Raw genomic sequence first — 19735 nt, 5'->3', positions numbered from 1 at the left:
CAAAGTCAGCAATTTACTCAACCATTTTGCCGTCAGGTTGCCTATACTCCACCCAGGACTAAGAGAGGAAGCGCATCATGAGTACACCATTGTTAATTGCCCGGACGCTGGAAAAAGAGCTGTATCTACTGCCCGCAATGGCGAACCGCCACGGTCTGATTACCGGCGCCACCGGCACAGGGAAAACAGTCACTCTCCAGAAGCTGGCGGAGTCACTTTCAGAGATTGGCGTGCCGGTCTTTATGGCTGACGTGAAGGGCGATTTAACCGGGGTGGCTCAGGAAGGTACAGCGTCAGAGAAACTGCTCGAACGACTGAAGAATATTGGCATTACGGACTGGACGCCGCACGGCAACCCGGTGGTGGTCTGGGACATCTTCGGTGAGAAAGGCCACCCGGTACGCGCCACCGTTTCCGATCTCGGCCCGCTGCTGCTGGCCCGCCTGCTCAACCTCAACGACGTGCAGTCCGGCGTGCTGAATATTATCTTCCGTATCGCCGACGATCAGGGGCTGCTGCTGCTCGATTTCAAAGATCTGCGCGCCATTACCCAGTACATCGGCGATAACGCCAAATCTTTCCAGAACCAGTACGGCAATATCAGCAGCGCCTCTGTCGGTGCCATTCAGCGTGGGCTACTGACGCTGGAGCAGCAGGGCGCCGAACACTTCTTCGGCGAGCCGATGCTGGATATTAAAGACTGGATGCGCACCGACAGCAGCGGCAAAGGCATCATCAACATTCTGAGTTCAGAGAAGCTCTACCAGATGCCAAAGCTTTACGCCGCCAGCCTGCTGTGGATGCTCTCCGAACTGTACGAGCAGTTACCGGAAGCGGGCGATCTGGAAAAACCCAAACTGGTCTTCTTCTTTGACGAAGCACACCTGCTGTTTAACGACGCGCCGCAGGTGCTGCTGGATAAAATTGAACAGGTTATCCGCCTGATCCGCTCCAAAGGGGTCGGCGTCTGGTTTGTGTCGCAAAACCCGTCGGATATTCCTGACAATGTGCTGGGCCAGCTGGGTAACCGCGTGCAGCACGCCCTGCGCGCCTTTACGCCGAAGGATCAGAAAGCGGTGAAAGCCGCCGCGCAAACCATGCGTGCCAATCCGGCCTTTGATACCGAAGCCGCGATTCAGGCGCTGGGCACCGGTGAAGCGCTGATTTCGTTCCTGGATGCCAAGGGCAGCCCGTCCGTGGTGGAACGCGCAATGGTGATCGCGCCCTGCTCGCGCATGGGGCCGGTTACCGACGATGAACGTAACAGCCTGATTAATCACTCGCCGGTGTACGGCAAGTATGAAGACGAGGTGGATCGGGAGTCTGCGTTCGAGATGCTGCAAAAAGGGGTACAGGCAACCACCGAATCGCAGGATACTCCACCCGCTAAGGGCCAGTCAGTCGCAGTGGATGACGGCATTCTCGGCGGGCTAAAAGACATTTTGTTTGGCACAACCGGACCGCGCGGCGGCAAGCGCGACGGCGTGGTACAGACTATGGCGAAAAGCGCCGCGCGGCAGGTCACCAATCAGATTGTGCGCGGCATGCTGGGGAGTCTGCTAGGCGGCCGCCGTCGGTAGACGGGGAACCCACGGGCGGCCCAGCGCCGAACCCTGTACGCCGTTTTCCTGAAGATAGCGGTCGATTTCCACCATCCCCGTCCACCGGTTCTCGCACCAGAGCGGTGCCAGAAGCGTTGGACGGCGGGCGCTGGCGGAGATGCGGTGGTAGACAATCTCCGGAGGCGTGTGGCGAATCATCTCTCCCGCCGTCACCGTATAGTCGTCGAGTTCGATACTGCTTAACCGACCGGCTTCCCAGGCTTTCGCCATTATGCTTCCCTTCACGATATGCAGCGGGTGCAGCTTAATGCCGTCTACGCCGGTTTCAACGACTTTTTCCAGCGTCTCCAGGCTGTGCTGCTGCCCTTCTCCGGGCAAGCCGACAATCAGATGCGAACAGACTTTCAGGCCACGCTCGCGGGCGAGACGCGTGGTGCGCTGGTAGCAGGCGAAATCATGCCCACGATTGATACGGTGCAGGGTTTTATCGTGCGCGGTCTGCAGGCCCAGCTCCAGCCAGATCTCATAGCCCTTCTCTCTGTACTCGCTAAGTAAATCCAGCACCGCCTCCGGTACGCAGTCTGGGCGCGTCCCCACGCACAGCCCGACAATGTTCGCCTGAGCAACCGCCTGCTGGTACATGGAACGCAGCACCTGCACCTCCGCCCACGTACTGGTGTAGGCCTGGAAATAGGCCAGATACTGCTTCGCGCGATTCACCAGGCTGGCCTGATGGGCGAGCTGTTCCGCGATGGATTTATGCTGCTGGGCTTCGTCAGCAAACGACGCAACGTTACAGAAGGTGCAGCCGCCGCGCCCGATGGTGCCGTCGCGATTCGGGCAGCTAAAGCCGCCGTGCAGCGTCAGCTTATGCACCTTTTGCCCGTACCGCTGCAAAAGATCCCCACCAAACATATTGACTAATTTCTGTAACTGCATAATCTGGTAGACCGTCCCGAAGAAAGGGGACAAGCCTGCCATTTTTAGCTTCTGTCGGCGATGACCTGGATCAATCGCCCTGGACGGCCTTTATCCATTTGAATAAATAATCAAGATTACCGAGATTTCATTCACCCGCCACGTAATTACTTTTCCTTATGTTCTGATGGTTTTTTTCATTTATAGCGCCAGGACTGAAAAACAGTGATTTTATGCGGATTCGAACACTGCACCAGATTATTATTCTGCCATAAATCCGCATTTCAGCACGCTGCATCAATAATACCGCTTTCATATAGTGAGTCAGATCACACTCCCCTGCACCTTCCTGGCGCTTTCAGTGGTTGTAAAATTAGTAAAATAACCAATAAAAACAAAATGATAATTACGCTTTAGCACATTTTTGTATAAATAAGATTGCCATTTGACCTGTGTACCAATTCCCGATAAGTTGGAAATCCGCTGGAAGCTTTCTGGATGAGCGGCCTGCTCATCATATTTATGCAGTAATTGAGATTCCCTCTGAAGCAAGTCCTCAAACTTGTTTACCTGCGCGAAAGGATGAAAAAGAGGGCGAATGCGAGGTCCGCGTATGAAACGCTAACCCCGTCGCCATGCTCTTTCTGCGCCTGTGCGCCACGGTAAAGTTCAGTGGGAAGCCCGACGAGCCTGGGGAGGTTCACTGATATGTTGTACGATAAATCCCTTGAGAAGGATAACTGTGGTTTCGGCCTGATCGCCCACATAGAAGGCGAACCTAGCCACAAGGTAGTGCGTACCGCTATTCACGCACTGGCCCGTATGCAGCACCGTGGCGCCATCCTGGCCGATGGTAAAACCGGCGACGGTTGCGGCCTGCTGCTGCAAAAACCGGATCGTTTCTTCCGCATCGTGGCGGAAGAGCGCGGCTGGCGTTTAGCCAAAAACTACGCTGTCGGCATGCTGTTCCTGAATCAGGATCCTGAAAAGGCTGCCGCCTCACGCCGCATCGTTGAAGAAGAACTTCAGCGCGAAACCCTGTCGATTGTCGGCTGGCGCGATGTGCCAACCAACGAAGGGGTACTCGGTGAAATCGCCCTCTCCTCGCTGCCTCGTATTGAGCAGATTTTCGTTAACGCGCCTGCGGGCTGGCGTCCACGCGATATGGAACGCCGTCTGTTTATTGCCCGTCGCCGCATTGAAAAACGTCTCCAGGACGATAAAGAGTTCTACGTCTGTAGCCTCTCTAACCTGGTGAACATCTATAAAGGTCTGTGTATGCCGGCTGACCTGCCGCGCTTCTACCTGGACCTGGCGGACCTGCGTCTGGAATCGGCCATTTGCCTGTTCCACCAGCGCTTCTCCACCAACACCGTACCACGCTGGCCGCTGGCTCAGCCGTTCCGCTACCTGGCGCACAACGGCGAGATCAACACCATCACCGGCAACCGCCAGTGGGCGCGTGCTCGTACCTATAAGTTCCAGACCCCGCTGATCCCTGACCTGCACGATGCCGCACCGTTCGTGAACGAAACCGGCTCTGACTCCAGCTCCATGGATAACATGCTGGAACTGCTGCTGGCAGGCGGGATGGATATCGTGCGCGCCATGCGTCTGCTCGTGCCACCGGCCTGGCAGAACAACCCGGATATGGATCCGGAGTTGCGCGCGTTCTTCGACTTTAACTCCATGCACATGGAGCCGTGGGACGGTCCGGCAGGTATCGTGATGTCCGACGGTCGCTTCGCTGCCTGTAACCTGGACCGTAACGGTCTGCGTCCGGCGCGCTACGTCATCACCAAAGACAAGCTCATCACCTGCGCCTCTGAAGTGGGGATCTGGGATTACCAGCCTGACGAAGTGGTCGAGAAAGGCCGCGTCGGTCCGGGCGAGCTGATGGTGATCGATACCCGCGGCGGCCGTATTCTGCACTCTGCGGAAACCGATAACGATCTGAAAAGCCGTCATCCGTATAAAGAGTGGATGGCGAAAAACGTCCGTCGCCTGGTGCCGTTCGAAGATCTGTCTGACGACGAAGTGGGCAGCCGCGAGATGGACGACGATACCCTCGCGAGCTTCCAGAAGCAGTTTAACTACAGCGCGGAAGAGCTGGACTCGGTTATTCGCGTGCTCGGCGAAAACGGCCAGGAAGCGGTCGGCTCGATGGGTGACGATACCCCGTTCGCCGTGCTCTCCAGCCAGCCGCGCATTATTTACGACTATTTCCGTCAGCAGTTTGCGCAGGTGACCAACCCGCCAATCGATCCGCTGCGTGAAGCCCACGTGATGTCGCTGGCCACCAGCATCGGTCGCGAGATGAACGTCTTCTGTGAAGCCGAAGGCCAGGCGCACCGTCTGACCTTTAAATCGCCGATCCTGCTGTACTCTGATTTTAAACAGCTCACCACCATGACCGAGGAGCACTACCGCGCCGACACGCTCGATATCACCTTCGACGTGACCGAAACGAGCCTCGAAGAGACGGTGAATGCGCTGTGTGACAAAGCCGAGCAGATGGTGCGTAACGGCACCGTTCTGCTGGTGCTGTCTGACCGTAACATTGCGAAAAACCGTCTGCCGGTGCCTGCGCCAATGGCGGTGGGGGCTATCCAGACGCGTCTGGTCGACAAGAGCCTGCGCTGCGATGCCAACATCATTGTGGAAACCGCCAGCGCCCGCGATCCGCACCACTTTGCCGTGCTGTTAGGCTTTGGTGCGACGGCGATCTATCCATACCTGGCCTACGAAACGCTGGCCCGCCTGGTAGACACCCGCGCCATCGACAAAGATTACCGCACGGTGATGCTGAACTACCGTAACGGCATCAACAAAGGCCTGTATAAGATCATGTCCAAAATGGGCATCTCGACCATTGCCTCTTACCGCTGCTCGAAGCTGTTTGAAGCGGTCGGCCTGCACGACGACGTCGCCAACCTCTGCTTCCAGGGCGTGGTCAGCCGCATCGGCGGGGCCGGTTTTGCTGACTTCCAGCAGGATCTGGTGAACCTGTCGAAGCGCGCCTGGCTGGCACGTAAGCCGCTGGAACAGGGCGGCCTGCTGAAATACGTTCACGGCGGCGAATATCACGCCTACAACCCGGACGTGGTGCGCACGCTGCAACAGGCGGTACAGAGCGGCGAATACAGCGATTATCAGCAGTATGCCGAGCTGGTGAACAACCGTCCGGCAGCGACGCTGCGCGACCTTATTGCCCTCAATCCGGGCGATGAAGCGGTCAGCGTTGACGAAGTTGAGCCTGCATCCGAACTGTTCAAACGCTTCGATACCGCGGCGATGTCCATCGGCGCGCTGAGCCCGGAAGCGCACGAAGCGCTGGCGGAAGCCATGAACAGCATCGGCGGCAACTCCAACTCCGGCGAGGGCGGTGAAGATCCTGCCCGTTACGGCACCAACAAAGTGTCGCGCATCAAGCAGGTGGCGTCCGGCCGCTTTGGCGTAACCCCTGCCTACCTGGTTAACGCCGATGTGATCCAGATTAAGGTCGCTCAGGGTGCAAAACCGGGCGAAGGCGGTCAGTTGCCGGGTGATAAAGTCACCCCGTACATCGCCAAACTGCGCTACTCGGTGCCGGGCGTGACGCTGATTTCCCCGCCGCCGCACCACGATATCTACTCTATCGAGGATCTGGCGCAGCTCATTTTCGACCTGAAGCAGGTCAACCCGAAAGCGATGATCTCCGTGAAGCTGGTTTCCGAGCCGGGCGTCGGCACCATCGCCACCGGCGTGGCGAAAGCCTATGCGGATCTGATCACCATTGCCGGCTATGACGGCGGCACCGGCGCAAGCCCGCTCTCCTCCGTGAAATACGCGGGCTGCCCGTGGGAGCTTGGCCTGGTGGAAACCCAGCAGGCGCTGGTGGCTAACGGTCTGCGTCACAAGATCCGTTTGCAGGTGGACGGCGGTCTGAAAACCGGCCTCGACATCATCAAAGCGGCGATTCTGGGTGCGGAAAGCTTCGGCTTCGGTACCGGCCCGATGGTTGCGCTCGGCTGTAAATACCTGCGTATTTGCCACCTGAACAACTGCGCAACCGGCGTTGCAACCCAGGACGAGAAGCTGCGTAAGAATCACTATCATGGCCTGCCGTTCAAAGTGACCAACTACTTTGACTTCATCGCCCGTGAAACCCGCGAGCTGATGGCGCAGCTGGGCGTGAAGCGTCTGGTGGATCTGATTGGCCGTACCGACCTGCTGAAAGAGCTGGAAGGCTTCACCGCCAAGCAGCAGAAGCTGGAGCTCTCTAAGCTGCTGGAAACGGCTGAGCCGCATCCCGGCAAAGCGGTTTACTGCACCGAGAACAACCCGCCGTTCGACAACGGCGTGCTGAACGCGCAGCTACTGCAACAGGCGAAGCCGTATGTGGACGAGAAGCAGAGCAAAACGTTCTGGTTTGATATTCGCAATACCGACCGTTCTGTCGGCGCGTCCCTCTCCGGTTACATCGCGCAAACGCACGGTGACCAGGGGCTGGCATCGGATCCGATTACCGCGCACTTCAGCGGTACCGCGGGCCAGAGCTTCGGCGTGTGGAACGCCGGCGGCGTTGAGTTATACCTGACCGGCGATGCCAACGACTACGTCGGCAAAGGCATGGCGGGCGGTCTGCTGGCGGTGCGTCCTCCGGTCGGTTCAGCCTTCCGCAGCCATGAAGCCAGCATCATCGGCAACACCTGTCTGTACGGTGCGACCGGCGGTCGTCTGTTTGCCGCGGGCCGTGCGGGCGAACGTTTTGCGGTGCGTAACTCCGGTGCCATCACCGTGGTGGAAGGCATCGGCGATAACGGCTGCGAATACATGACGGGCGGAATTGTGTGCGTCCTGGGTAAAACCGGCGTGAACTTTGGCGCCGGCATGACGGGCGGTTTTGCCTACGTGCTGGATGAAGACGGTGAGTTCCGCAAGCGCGTGAACCCGGAACTGGTGGAAGTGCTGGACGTTGATTCGCTGGCCATTCATGAAGAACACCTGCGCGGTTTGATTACCGAACACGTGCAGCATACCGGTTCTTCGCGCGGCGAAGAGATCCTGGCGAACTGGCCAGCGTTCTCTGCGAAATTCGCGCTGGTTAAGCCGAAGTCCAGCGATGTTAAAGCCCTGTTGGGTCACCGTAGTCGTAGCGCAGCAGAGCTGCGCGTGCAGGCGCAGTAAGGAATTCAGATGAGCCAGAACGTTTACCAGTTTATCGACCTTCAGCGTGTTGATCCGCCAAAGAAACCGCTGAAGATCCGTAAAATTGAATTTGTTGAAATCTATGAGCCGTTTTCAGAAGGCCAGGCCAAAGCACAGGCAGACCGCTGCCTGTCCTGCGGTAACCCTTACTGCGAATGGAAATGTCCGGTCCATAACTACATTCCGAACTGGCTGAAGCTGGCCAACGAAGGGCGTATTTTTGAAGCCGCCGAGCTGTCTCACCAGACCAACACCCTGCCGGAAGTGTGCGGGCGCGTGTGTCCTCAGGATCGCCTGTGCGAAGGCTCCTGTACGCTGAACGACGAGTTTGGCGCGGTGACCATCGGCAACATCGAACGCTATATCAACGATAAAGCGTTCGAGATGGGCTGGCGTCCGGATATGACCGGCGTGAAGCAAACCGACAAGCGCGTGGCGATCGTCGGCGCGGGTCCGGCAGGCCTGGCCTGTGCGGACGTGCTGACACGCAACGGCGTGAAGGCGGTGGTTTTTGACCGTCACCCGGAAATCGGCGGTCTGTTGACCTTCGGCATCCCGGCCTTCAAGCTGGAAAAAGAGGTGATGACCCGCCGCCGTGAAATCTTCACCGGCATGGGCATTGAGTTCAAACTCAACACCGAAGTGGGCCGCGACGTGCAGCTCGACGATCTGCTCAAGGATTACGACGCCGTGTTCCTGGGCGTGGGTACCTATCAGTCCATGCGCGGTGGTCTGGAGAACGAAGATGCGCCAGGCGTGTACGACGCGCTGCCGTTCCTGATTGCTAACACCAAACAGCTGATGGGCTACGGCGAAACTGCCGACGAGCCGTTTGTCAGCATGGAAGGTAAACGCGTTGTCGTGCTGGGCGGCGGTGATACCGCGATGGACTGCGTGCGTACGTCCATTCGTCAGAACGCGGCGCACGTCATCTGTGCTTACCGTCGTGACGAAGAGAACATGCCGGGCTCTAAGCGCGAAGTGAAAAACGCGCGTGAAGAGGGCGTGGAGTTCCAGTTCAACATCCAGCCTCTGGGCATTGAAGTGAACGCCAACGGAAAGGTGAGCGGCGTGAAGATGGCGCGCACGGAGATGGGTGCGCCGGATGCAAAAGGCCGTCGTCGCGCGGAGATCGTGGCAGGCTCTGAGCACGTGATCCCGGCCGACGCCGTGGTGATGGCGTTTGGTTTCCGCCCTCACAGCATGGAGTGGCTGGCGAAGCACAGCGTAGAGCTGGACTCACAGGGCCGCGTGATTGCGCCGGAAGGCAGCGACAACGCCTTCCAGACCAGCAACCCGAAAATCTTCGCCGGTGGCGATATTGTTCGCGGTTCAGACCTGGTGGTTACCGCGATTGCCGAAGGGCGTAAAGCGGCTGACGGGATCATGAATTTCCTGGAAGTGTAATACCGGTTGAACATGCGGTTTATCATCACCGCATGTTCGCCCCCCCTTCTTTCCCCCCTTCAATTCCAGGCTTATTCCTTCTGCCTGAGATTTATTACGAACCATGACATGACGAACCTTTATCAACGGTCCGTAACTCTCTTTAAATCGTGAACGCAATCGTATATCCACAACAAATAAATGGTTAAGAGTTGAAGCAGAAGTTCATATAACGCAGTAATAGAAGAGCGGCGTAATATCTGCGCCGTAAACAAAAGGGATTTGAAATAATGGTCAAAAAACATGCCTATGTAGAATATCGCCCTAAATCAACGAGTGAGGATGAAGACGTTATCCATCATGTGGTGATTGTTGACGGCAAAGAGATACATACAGAGAAAACGCAGGAAAAGGCTGCTGATTGGGCTTTGGAACAGGGTTATGCGGTTCATGTCGCCCGCGAGCGCCATCTTAAGGACTTAGATCAACCGCCTTTGTTCCGTGTATACCCCTAGGGCAATTAGATGTTCCTTGTAATACACCAAGGGATTAAAGCCTAAATATGCGCTATTTAAAAGCCCTTCGGGGCTTTTTATTATGTCTTTAACCGGAGTGATTCTTAGGGCAAACACAATCGAAAATGTGACATTTATGTCCGGACATTTCGATAATAACATTCACTAACAGCATAGATATCTGAATTAACATTCACAGCTAATATCATTGCATTCTCAAATATGAAACGACAACTAGTGTCATCTAAATAACTTGTCTGATCCTGGGCCGGCACCTCTTTGCCGCTGATATATTGCTACTACATACGGAAATGAAGATATGAAATTCGATAAAATCGTCACCGGGCTACTCTTTGCCATTTTGTTTTTCAGCGTCGGTAATGCTGTCGCCAAAGCCAACGCGCTCTCCGATACTCAGGTTAAAAACGAAATTATTGCGGAGTCTATCGCTGATTATCCCGGCGTATGTGCTTGCCCTTTTAATCAGGCCCGAAATGGCAGTTCATGCGGGCGTCGCAGTGCATGGAGTAAGGCTGGTGGCTATTCCCCAATTTGTTACCAGAATGAAGTCACCGCTGAAATGATAAAAGAGTGGCAGGAACGTAACAGCTAACCGCTATAAGCAGAAAGCAAAACAGGCCCGTCGGGCCTGTTTGTTTATTTCACAACGCGCAGTGCGGGACGACCACCGCGCGGTGGCGGTTCATCATCGGGACCCTCGTCGTCGTCCTGACGATCGGGCTTGTCGCCATCAATCACAGACATTACCGGGTCGCTTTCGCGTTCATCGGATGCCTCATCGTCATTCAGGCTGGCAACCTCTTCATCATACGCCGCTTCCGGCTCGAACATGGTGCCTGCACCGTTTTCACGGGCGTAGATAGCCAGAACCGCAGCCAGCGGAACGGAAACCTGACGCGGCACGCCGCCGAAACGCGCATTAAAGCGCACTTCGTCGTTTGCCAGCTCCAGGTTACCCACTGCACGTGGCGCAATATTCAGTACAATCTGTCCGTCGCGTGCGTATTCCATTGGAACCTGCACGCCCGGCAACGTCACATCCACAACCAGGTGCGGCGTGAGCTGGTTATCCAGCAGCCATTCATAGAAGGCGCGCAGCAGATACGGACGGCGTGGGGTAAGTTGTGACATTTCCACAGTCATTAGCCTCGGCCGAGACGCATTTCACGTTCCGGTTCAGTTAAAGATGCCAGGAAAGAGTCGCGCTCAAATACGCGAGTCATATAGCCTTTCAGCTCTTTTGCGCCAGGGCCGCTGAACTCAACGCCCAGAATTGGCAGACGCCACAGCAGCGGGGCCAGATAGCAATCCACCAGGCTGAACTCGTCGCTCAGGAAGAACGGTTTCTGACCAAACACAGGGGCAATTGCCAGCAGCTCTTCACGCAGTTGCTTACGCGCAGCGTCGGCTTCAGAAGCGGAGCCGCTGGTAATGACGTTCATCAGCGAGTACCAGTCTTTTTCGATACGCTGCATGTACAGGCGGCTTTCACCACGTGCAACAGGGTAAACAGGCATCAGCGGCGGATGCGGGAAACGCTCATCCAGATATTCCATAATGATACGGGATTCCCACAGGGTCAGTTCGCGATCCACCAGCGTCGGTACGCTTTGGCTCGGGTTGAGATCGATCAGATCCTGAGGCGGGTTATCCTTTTCCACATGCTCGATCTCAAAACTGACACCCTTCTCGGCCAGCACGATACGAACCTGATGGCTATAAATGTCAGTAGGACCAGAAAACAGCGTCATTACCGAACGTTTGTTGGCAGCGACAGCCATGAAAACCTCCAGGTATATTCAGAATTTTTACTGCTACCAGCCCAACGGGGCCAGCCAGATGAAGTATCGCCCATCCCAGAGAAGACACATTGTTCAAGAATCGAACAAAAATCGAGTATTCACCGATATTTGGGCAGAAAATTGGATGATAGTTTACCAGATTTTGATGGCTTTGTGGTGAGGGGATGCCGGAAATGTGGAAAAAGAGAAGATATATGAAATGTTACTGTGGATAACCTGCGCATTATCCATAAAAAAACCCGCCGAAGCGGGTTTTTCGCCAATCGTTCTGCGTAAGCAGAATGGATTAACGTTTGGAGAACTGTGGACGACGACGTGCTTTACGCAGACCCACTTTCTTACGTTCAACCTGACGCGCGTCACGAGTAACGAAGCCAGCTTTACGCAGTTCAGAACGCAGGGATTCGTCGTACTCCATCAGAGCGCGGGTGATACCGTGACGGATCGCACCTGCCTGACCGGAGATACCACCACCTTTAACGGTGATGTACAGATCCAGTTTTTCTACCATATCAACCAGTTCCAGCGGCTGGCGAACTACCATGCGGGCAGTTTCGCGACCGAAGTACTGTTCCAGAGAACGCTGGTTGATTACGATTTTACCACTGCCCGGTTTGATGAAAACGCGAGCTGCGGAACTTTTGCGGCGACCAGTGCCGTAGTATTGATTTTCAGCCATTGCCTATAATCCCGATTAGATGTCAAGAACTTGCGGTTGCTGTGCCGCGTGGTTGTGCTCGTTGCCTGCGTAAACTTTCAGTTTACGGAACATAGCACGACCCAGCGGGCCTTTTGGCAGCATGCCTTTAACCGCGATTTCAATCACACGCTCAGGACGGCGGGCAATCATCTCTTCAAAGGTCGCTTCTTTGATACCACCGATGTGGCCGGTGTGGTGGTAGTACACTTTGTCAGTACGCTTGTTGCCGGTAACAGCAACTTTGTCAGCGTTCAGAACGATGATGTAATCACCGGTATCAACGTGCGGAGTGTATTCCGCTTTATGCTTACCGCGCAGGCGACGAGCCAGTTCAGTAGCCAGACGGCCCAGAGTTTTACCGGTCGCGTCAACAACATACCAGTCGCGCTGTACGGTTTCTGGTTTAGCTGTAAAAGTTTTCATTAAAAGCTTACCCAAATAATAAGTTACACGTTGGTGAACACCCAAACGTTTAGTCAGTTGAGGTTCACACGACAAAGTCCGGCAAACCTACCCCTTCGAATAGCACATGCCGACACATAGAAAGTTTCGGGAAAAAAACCTTCTCGTAACGTGGGGTCGCAAGATTATAGAGAAGTTGAGGTCAAAGATCGACCCTTAAATGTGATTTGGAATGGGTTTTTCGGGGGGCGCGTTTGTGCGGTCTGGTGCCCTCACTCCCAGCCCCTCTCCCTGTGGGAGAGGGGAGCATTGATTAGGGCATATGCTCACGCTTGAGATACTCTTCGCTCTGCATCTCTTGCAGGCGCGAGAGGCAGCGCTGGAATTCAAACTTCAGCCGCTCGCCCTGGTAGATCTCATATAAAGGCACCTCGGCGCTGACGACAAGCTTGACGTGGCGCTCGTAAAACTCGTCCACCAGCGCAATGAAGCGCCGCGCTTCGCTCTCCATCAGCCGCGTCATCACCGGCACATCCAGCATCATCACGGTGTGGAACAGGCGCGAAAGCGCAATATAGTCATGCTGGCTGCGGGCATCCACGCAGAGCGTCGCAAAAGAGACCGCCAGCGTCTGGTTTTCTACGCCAAGGGTAGGTAACGGGCGATGGTTAATCTCCAGCGTCGGTGCGTTTTCGCGTTTTGCGCCCGCCAGCGCCAGCCAGAGTTTATCCATCTCGCGAGCGGTATCGGCGTTTAACGGCGAAAGCCACAGGTGCGCCTGCGTTAACGTGCGCAGACGATAATCGACACCGGCATCGACATTCATGATGTCGCAATGCTGTTTGATAGCATCAATAGCTGGCAGGAAACGCGCCCGCTGCAGGCCGTTGCGATAGAGTTCATCCGGCGGGATATTCGACGTGGCAACGAGCGTGATCCCGCGGGCAAACAGCGCTTTCATCAGCCCGCCTAATAGCATGGCGTCGGTAATGTCAGAAACAAAAAACTCATCGAAGCAGAGCACGTCCGTTTCCGCCTTGAACCTGTCAGCCACAATCTCCAGCGGATCGCTTTTGCCCTGCAGCGCTGTCAGCTCTTCATGCACCCGCAGCATAAAGCGATGGAAGTGGAGGCGCTGTTTACGCCCCCCCGGCAGGCTGAGATAAAACAGATCCATCAGCCAGGTTTTTCCGCGACCGACGCCGCCCCACATATATAAACCGCGCACCGGAGCCTGAGCCTGCGGCGCTTTTTTGCCGAGCAGTCGGCCAAACGCCGCTTTGAGCCCACCACTCTGTTCTACTTCAGCAGGTTTTGCCGTGAGCGCCTGATAAATCATCTCCAGACGGTTTACCGCCTCACGTTGAACGTCATCAGGCTGATGAGTACCCTCATTCAGGGCCAGTTGATATCTCGATGCAGGGGACAGGATTTGCATAATCTTATTGTTATTCCTTCAATTAATGCTCATCAGCAGGCGTGACTGATGAAAAAAAGGCCGTTCTACACTACGCGATGATACGTCAGGATTCCACTTCTGCGGAAATAGCGGTTATAGTGGCATTATCAGGCACAGGCAGGAGCCGAGCCAACACCCTACGGAACAACAAGACAACGGGAGAAGTTCATGACCTGGGAATATGCGCTAATCGGTTTAGTCGTCGGCATCGTGATCGGTGCTGTGGCCATGCGTTTCGGCAACCGCAAATTGCGTCAGCAGCAGTCACTGCAGTACGAACTGGAAAAGAATAAAGCAGAGCTGGAAGAGTATCGCGAAGAGCTGGTCAGCCACTTTGCCCGTAGCGCCGAGCTGCTGGACAACATGGCGACCGACTACCGTCAGCTGTATCAGCATATGGCGAAAAGCTCCAGCAGCCTGCTGCCGGAAATGACCGCGGAGACTAACCCGTTCCGCAACCGTCTGGCCGACTCAGAAGCGGGTAACGATCAGGCTCCGGTTCAGATGCCACGCGACTACTCTGATGGCGCGTCCGGCCTGCTGCGCGGTGGCGCAAAACGCGATTAATCGCACAACATAAATATATTTTACGGGCGCATCTCTTGCGCCCGTCCTTTCTTCCCGTCCCCAGCTATTATTTAGTCAAACACCTCATTGTTCAGCGGTATAAAATTCAATAACATCATCATGATTTTGGGCCGTTCTTCTTTCATTCCAGGATACGAGAGTCAGCATCAATGAAGAAAAAAAACCAGCTGTTGAGCGCTATAGCGTTAAGTGTCGGGTTATCTCTCTCGGCGTCCTTCACTGCCGGTGCGGCGCTGCCTTCGCAGGTGCCGGGACAGGCAGCCACTCCCAGCCTCGCGCCGATGCTGGAAAAAGTGTTGCCCGCGGTCGTGAGCGTTCAGGTAGAAGGCACGGCGGTTCAAAGCCAGCGCGTACCGGAAGAACTGAAAAAATATTTTGGCGATGAGTCCCCCAACCAGCAGGCTCAGCCTTTTGAAGGCCTGGGCTCTGGCGTCATCATTGATGCGGCTAAAGGCTATATCCTGACCAACAATCATGTCATCAGCCAGGCCGATAAAATCAGCGTCCAGCTGAACGATGGTCGTGAATTTGATGCCAAACTGATTGGCGGCGATGATCAGAGCGACATCGCGCTATTGCAGGTGCAGAACCCGAGCAACCTGACCCAGATTGCCATTGCGGATTCCGACAAGCTGCGCGTCGGTGATTTTGCCGTCGCCGTGGGCAATCCCTTTGGTTTAGGTCAAACCGCCACCTCCGGCATAGTTTCGGCGCTGGGACGCAGTGGCCTGAATCTGGAAGGTCTGGAAAACTTCATCCAGACCGATGCCTCAATCAACCGGGGCAACTCCGGCGGGGCATTACTCAACCTTAACGGCGAGCTGATTGGCATTAACACGGCAATTCTGGCTCCGGGCGGCGGCAGCATTGGGATTGGCTTTGCGATCCCGAGCAATATGGCTAAAACGCTGGCGCAGCAGCTAATCCAGTTCGGCGAAGTCAAACGTGGACTGCTGGGTATTAAAGGCATGGAGATGAGCGCGGATATCGCGAAAGCGTTCAATATCAACGTGCAGCGCGGTGCGTTTGTCAGTGAAGTGCTGCCAAACTCCGGCTCGGCAAAAGCAGGCATAAAATCGGGCGATGTGATCGTCAGCCTTAACGACAAGCCGCTGAGCAGCTTTGCTGAACTGCGTTCGCGTATCGCCACCACCGAACCGGGGGCCAAAGTGAAGCTGGGCCTGATCCGTGACGGTAAGCCGCTGAATGTCGAAGTGACGCTGGATAAAAGCACCTCGTCCTCTGCCAGCGCGGAGCTTATCGCCCCGGCGCTGCAAGGGGCAACGCTAAGCGATGGGCAGTTGAAAGACGGTACGAAAGGCATTCGCCTGGACACCGTCGAGAAGAGCAGCCCTGCCGCGCAGGCCGGATTGCATCAGGAAGATGTCATCATTGGCGTGAACCGCAATCGCGTGCAGTCCATTGCCGAACTGCGCAAGGTGCTGGAGAGCAAACCGGCGGTCATTGCCCTGCAGGTCATGCGTGGTAATGAGTCTATCTACATTCTGTTGCGCTAAGCATTTGCGATCCCGGACATCACCGCTGCGTGTGATGTCCGGATAACTCATGTTATGCTGCAAATCGTTCCTTTTTTCACGACACGCGCATCATGCTTTTAAAGCTCTTACGTTCCATTGTCATCGGTTTGATTGTCGCAGGCCTGCTGCTGCTGGCGATGCCGTCTTTGCGTCAGTTTAATAAGCTGTCTGCCCCCCAGTTCGACAGCACGGATGAAACGCCGGCGACCTATAACCAGGCCGTTCGCCGTGCCGCCCCTGCCGTGGTTAACGTTTATAACCGCGGCCTCAACAGCTCAGCACATAACCAGCTTGAGATCCGCACCCTTGGCTCCGGGGTGATTATGGACGAGCGCGGCTACATTATTACGAACAAACACGTGATCAACGATGCCGACCAGATCATCGTCGCCCTGCAGGATGGCCGCGTGTTTGAGGCGTTGCTTGTGGGTTCAGACAGCCTGACCGATCTGGCCGTGCTGAAGATCAACGCCACGGGCGGATTGCCGGTCATTCCGATCAACCGTAAACGTACGCCGCACATCGGCGATGTGGTGCTGGCGATCGGCAACCCGTACAACCTGGGCCAGACCATCACGCAGGGAATTATCAGCGCGACCGGTCGAATTGGCCTCAACCCGTCAGGACGGCAGAACTTCCTGCAGACGGATGCGTCAATCAACCACGGCAACTCCGGCGGCGCGCTGGTCAACTCGCTGGGCGAACTGATGGGCATCAACACCCTCTCGTTCGATAAAAGCAACGACGGCGAGACGCCGGAAGGGATCGGCTTTGCTATTCCGTTCCAGCTGGCGACCAAGATTATGGATAAGCTGATCCGCGACGGACGCGTGATCCGCGGCTATATCGGTATCGGCGGGCGCGAAATTGCGCCAATGCATACTCAGGGCGGCGGTATCGATCAGATTCAGGGCATCGTCGTAAACGAGGTGGCACCGGGTGGCCCGGCGGCTAACGCGGGGATTCAGGTTAATGATGTCATCGTGTCGGTCAACGGCACACCGGCAGTCTCGGCCCTGGAGACGATGGACCAGGTGGCCGAAATTCGCCCTGGCTCGATCATCCCTGTGGAAATCATGCGCAACGATAAGAAAATGACGCTGCACGTGACGATTCAGGAATACCCGGCAACAAATTAGCCCCATAAAAAAACCGAAGCACTTACTGGCTTCGGTTTTTTTGCCGGGTGGCGCTAACGCTTAACCGGCCTACGGGAGACACTTCGTTTTACTTGTTAACGAACTCTTCACCCAGAGTGATATCTTTCTTCAGCGTGTCCAGCATGCCTTCCATCGCGTTTTGCTCAAACGCGCTCAGCGTACCGATAGGCTTACGCTCTTCAATACCGTTTTTGCCCAGCAGCAGCGGCTGAGAGAAGAAGCGGGCATGTTCGCCGTCGCCTTCAACGTAAGCACATTCAACAACGCCTTTCTCGCCCTGCAGGGCGCGAACCAGTGACAGACCGAAACGTGCAGCCGCCTGGCCCATAGACAGGGTTGCAGAACCGCCACCCGCCTTCGCTTCCACCACTTCGGTGCCCGCGTTCTGGATTCGTTTGGTCAGGTCAGCCACTTCCTGCTCGGTGAAGCTCACGCCCGGGATCTGCGACAGCAGAGGCAGAATAGTCACGCCAGAGTGGCCGCCGATAACCGGCACTTCCACTTCTGTTGGCTGTTTGCCTTTCAGCTCAGCAACGAAGGTGTTGGAACGGATGATATCCAGCGTGGTCACGCCGAACAGTTTGTTTTTGTCGTACACACCCGCTTTCTTCAGCACTTCGGCTGCGATAGCAACGGTGGTGTTCACCGGGTTAGTGATGATACCGATGCATGCTTTCGGGCACACTTCAGCGATCTGCTGCACCAGGTTTTTCACGATGCCCGCGTTGACGTTGAACAGGTCTGAACGATCCATGCCTGGCTTACGCGCCACGCCTGCAGAAATCAGGACCACGTCAGCACCCTGCAGCGCAGGACGCGCATCTTCACCGGAGAAGCCTTTGATTTTTACAGCGGTCGGGATGTGGCTCAGGTCAACCGCCACGCCTGGGGTTACCGGAGCAATATCGTACAGGGAGAGTTCTGAGCCTGAAGGCAGTTGGGTTTTCAGTAGTAGGGCAAGCGCCTGGCCGATACCACCAGCAGCGCCGAGGACTGCGACTTTCATCCTAAACTCCTTATTATGGTTAACTTAAGTATCTGTAAATCCGTTGCCGCGACCTTAAATCAGCATGTCTTTAATTACAATTTTCGAAGCTAAAGAATTTGAGGTCACACGACTTTATCTCTCACCAGAAAGCTATCTGACGACAGATGGCAACGAATTAAGAGGTGGTTACAATACACCCTGCCACGCCACCAAAACAACATCATTTTGATAACATTTAATTTACTTTTAAGCTTATTTGCGCGGCGTGACCCAGGCATGTTTTCTGATAACGAAATCTGATAAAATCACTCCCTTTCATAACATTATTTCAGCCTGCCGTTGAGCAGATAATTTGCATAAAAATTCATCCACATGCATAATAATGTTGTTTCTTTCGTCATATTCCGGGTGACTTATGCGAAGCTCGTCTAAGCAAGAAGAATTGGTAAAAGCGTTTAAGGCGCTACTTAAAGAAGAGAAATTCAGTTCTCAGGGAGAAATTGTTCAGGCGCTGCAGGAACAAGGCTTCGATAACATCAACCAGTCGAAAGTCTCCCGCATGTTAACCAAGTTTGGCGCGGTGCGTACCCGCAACGCCAAGATGGAGATGGTCTATTGCCTGCCGGCTGAACTTGGCGTGCCGACCACCTCCAGCCCGCTCAAGAATTTGGTTCTGGATATCGACTATAACGACGCCGTTGTGGTCATCCACACAAGCCCGGGTGCCGCGCAGCTGATTGCCCGCATGCTGGACTCGTTAGGTAAAACAGAGGGTATTCTCGGCACCATTGCCGGTGATGATACCATCTTTACCACCCCGGCTAGCGGTTTCTCCGTGAAGGATCTCCACGAAGCGATTCTGGTTCTGTTCGAACAGGAACTGTAATGCGCCCTCCCCCGTAGCGCCGCTGCGGGGATCATTCTGCTCTCGCATCATTTCCCCCTTTATTTCACTGCCCTTGCTTTGACGATTAGTGCTTTTTACCACTCATTAACATTCATCCAGTGAATAGCAATCCCGCAAATCGCACAAAAAATCAAAAAGCATTATCCCTATGATTTTCTTATAAATACCAACACAAATTGCTCATAAAACACCCAACATTATGCAATTAGGTTATAAAAAAAAGCGTGTTTAACACGTAATAACAAGGGAAACCATTAGTCTGGTATTAATTTTTTACGTTATTAGTGTATACTTGATTTTGTGATGAGGGTCACGAAACAAGACCCCACTAAAAAATTCGACGAGGTAAGAATCATGAAAATCAAAACTACTGTAGCGGCGCTGAGCGTCCTGTCTGTCCTGTCCTTCGGTGCTTTCGCGGCTGACGCTATTAATGCTGACCAGGCGCAATCCCGTGAGGCAATCGGTACGGTTTCTGTCGGCGCTGTTGGCACGTCTCCAATGGACATGCATGAGATGCTGAACAAAAAAGCGGAAGAAAAAGGTGCGTCATCCTATCGCATTATCGAAGCGCGTTCCGGTGACCACTGGCACGCCAC

At 55.0% G+C, this 19735-nt stretch carries 17 protein-coding genes; 10 read left to right on the top strand and 7 right to left on the bottom strand.

Features of this window, described 5'->3' with window-relative positions; all coding sequences use genetic code 11:
• The first annotated feature begins 77 nt into the window (after positions 1 to 77).
• Entirely contained in the window at positions 78 to 1580 is a 1503-nt protein-coding gene (locus IM284_RS00460; protein WP_047367045.1) for a helicase HerA-like C-terminal domain-containing protein, read from the top strand.
• On the opposite strand, the gene IM284_RS00455 is transcribed toward IM284_RS00460, so the two are convergent.
• On the bottom strand, positions 1560 to 2501 hold the full coding sequence (locus IM284_RS00455) for a TIGR01212 family radical SAM protein (RefSeq protein ID WP_100170953.1): 942 nt from the start codon (positions 2499 to 2501) through the stop codon (positions 1560 to 1562). The two genes, IM284_RS00460 and IM284_RS00455, sit on opposite strands and share 21 nt — an antisense overlap.
• A gap of 687 nt (positions 2502 to 3188) precedes the next feature.
• Here IM284_RS00455 and gltB point away from each other — a divergent pair.
• The 4 genes from gltB (at position 3189) to IM284_RS00435 (ending at position 10184) form a co-directional block, all read left to right on the top strand.
• On the top strand, positions 3189 to 7649 hold the full coding sequence (gltB, locus tag IM284_RS00450) for a glutamate synthase large subunit (RefSeq protein WP_047367043.1): 4461 nt from the start codon (positions 3189 to 3191) through the stop codon (positions 7647 to 7649).
• Between the two features lie 9 nt (positions 7650 to 7658).
• Positions 7659 to 9077 carry a glutamate synthase subunit GltD gene (gltD, locus tag IM284_RS00445; protein WP_041907852.1) on the top strand — a complete coding sequence of 473 codons (1419 nt, stop codon included), beginning with the start codon at positions 7659 to 7661 and terminating at the stop codon, positions 9075 to 9077.
• Between the two features lie 269 nt (positions 9078 to 9346).
• Positions 9347 to 9571: a hypothetical protein gene (locus IM284_RS00440; RefSeq protein WP_032644922.1), complete on the top strand. Its 225-nt coding sequence runs from the start codon at positions 9347 to 9349 to the stop codon at positions 9569 to 9571.
• A 319-nt stretch (positions 9572 to 9890) separates the two neighbouring features.
• Positions 9891 to 10184, top strand: coding sequence for a hypothetical protein (locus IM284_RS00435; protein ID WP_047367042.1), 294 nt, complete (start codon positions 9891 to 9893; stop codon positions 10182 to 10184).
• Between the two features lie 44 nt (positions 10185 to 10228).
• On the opposite strand, the gene sspB is transcribed toward IM284_RS00435, so the two are convergent.
• The 5 genes from sspB to zapE form a co-directional block, all read right to left on the bottom strand.
• Positions 10229 to 10729: a ClpXP protease specificity-enhancing factor gene (gene sspB, locus IM284_RS00430; protein ID WP_028014588.1), complete on the bottom strand. Its 501-nt coding sequence runs from the start codon at positions 10727 to 10729 to the stop codon at positions 10229 to 10231.
• A gap of 5 nt (positions 10730 to 10734) precedes the next feature.
• A complete protein-coding gene (sspA, locus tag IM284_RS00425; RefSeq protein ID WP_028014589.1) occupies positions 10735 to 11373 on the bottom strand; it encodes a stringent starvation protein SspA in 639 nt (212 codons plus the stop codon).
• 307 nt (positions 11374 to 11680) lie between these two features.
• Positions 11681 to 12073 (bottom strand): 30S ribosomal protein S9, encoded by a 393-nt coding sequence (rpsI, locus tag IM284_RS00420; RefSeq protein WP_003860436.1) that lies wholly within the window; start codon positions 12071 to 12073, stop codon positions 11681 to 11683.
• Between the two features lie 15 nt (positions 12074 to 12088).
• Positions 12089 to 12517 carry a 50S ribosomal protein L13 gene (rplM, locus tag IM284_RS00415; RefSeq protein ID WP_006178824.1) on the bottom strand — a complete coding sequence of 143 codons (429 nt, stop codon included), beginning with the start codon at positions 12515 to 12517 and terminating at the stop codon, positions 12089 to 12091.
• 292 nt (positions 12518 to 12809) lie between these two features.
• On the bottom strand, positions 12810 to 13934 hold the full coding sequence (zapE, locus tag IM284_RS00410; RefSeq protein WP_047367041.1) for a cell division protein ZapE: 1125 nt from the start codon (positions 13932 to 13934) through the stop codon (positions 12810 to 12812).
• 189 nt (positions 13935 to 14123) lie between these two features.
• Here zapE and zapG point away from each other — a divergent pair, with 189 nt between their 5' ends.
• From zapG to degS, 3 genes are all read left to right on the top strand, one after another.
• Positions 14124 to 14522, top strand: a complete 399-nt coding sequence (zapG, locus tag IM284_RS00405; protein ID WP_010436126.1) for a Z-ring associated protein ZapG — start codon at positions 14124 to 14126, stop codon at positions 14520 to 14522.
• A gap of 170 nt (positions 14523 to 14692) precedes the next feature.
• Positions 14693 to 16060, top strand: coding sequence for a serine endoprotease DegQ (gene degQ, locus IM284_RS00400; protein ID WP_047367040.1), 1368 nt, complete (start codon positions 14693 to 14695; stop codon positions 16058 to 16060).
• 92 nt (positions 16061 to 16152) lie between these two features.
• On the top strand, positions 16153 to 17220 hold the full coding sequence (gene degS, locus IM284_RS00395) for an outer membrane-stress sensor serine endopeptidase DegS (RefSeq protein ID WP_028014593.1): 1068 nt from the start codon (positions 16153 to 16155) through the stop codon (positions 17218 to 17220).
• An 88-nt stretch (positions 17221 to 17308) separates the two neighbouring features.
• Here degS and mdh read toward each other — a convergent pair whose 3' ends face one another.
• Positions 17309 to 18247 carry a malate dehydrogenase gene (mdh, locus tag IM284_RS00390; protein ID WP_028014594.1) on the bottom strand — a complete coding sequence of 313 codons (939 nt, stop codon included), beginning with the start codon at positions 18245 to 18247 and terminating at the stop codon, positions 17309 to 17311.
• A gap of 397 nt (positions 18248 to 18644) precedes the next feature.
• Here mdh and argR point away from each other — a divergent pair, with 397 nt between their 5' ends.
• Both argR and yhcN read left to right on the top strand, forming a co-directional pair.
• Positions 18645 to 19115, top strand: coding sequence for a transcriptional regulator ArgR (gene argR / locus IM284_RS00385; RefSeq protein ID WP_008502836.1), 471 nt, complete (start codon positions 18645 to 18647; stop codon positions 19113 to 19115).
• A gap of 375 nt (positions 19116 to 19490) precedes the next feature.
• The coding region (gene yhcN / locus IM284_RS00380) for a peroxide/acid stress response protein YhcN (protein WP_193055694.1) at positions 19491 to 19735 on the top strand (245 nt) is incomplete at its 3' end.

This window comes from Enterobacter cloacae complex sp. P12RS (assembly GCF_014895875.1).
Taxonomy (GTDB): domain Bacteria; phylum Pseudomonadota; class Gammaproteobacteria; order Enterobacterales; family Enterobacteriaceae; genus Enterobacter; species Enterobacter bugandensis.
This window is presented reverse-complemented; position numbering and strand designations above follow the sequence as displayed.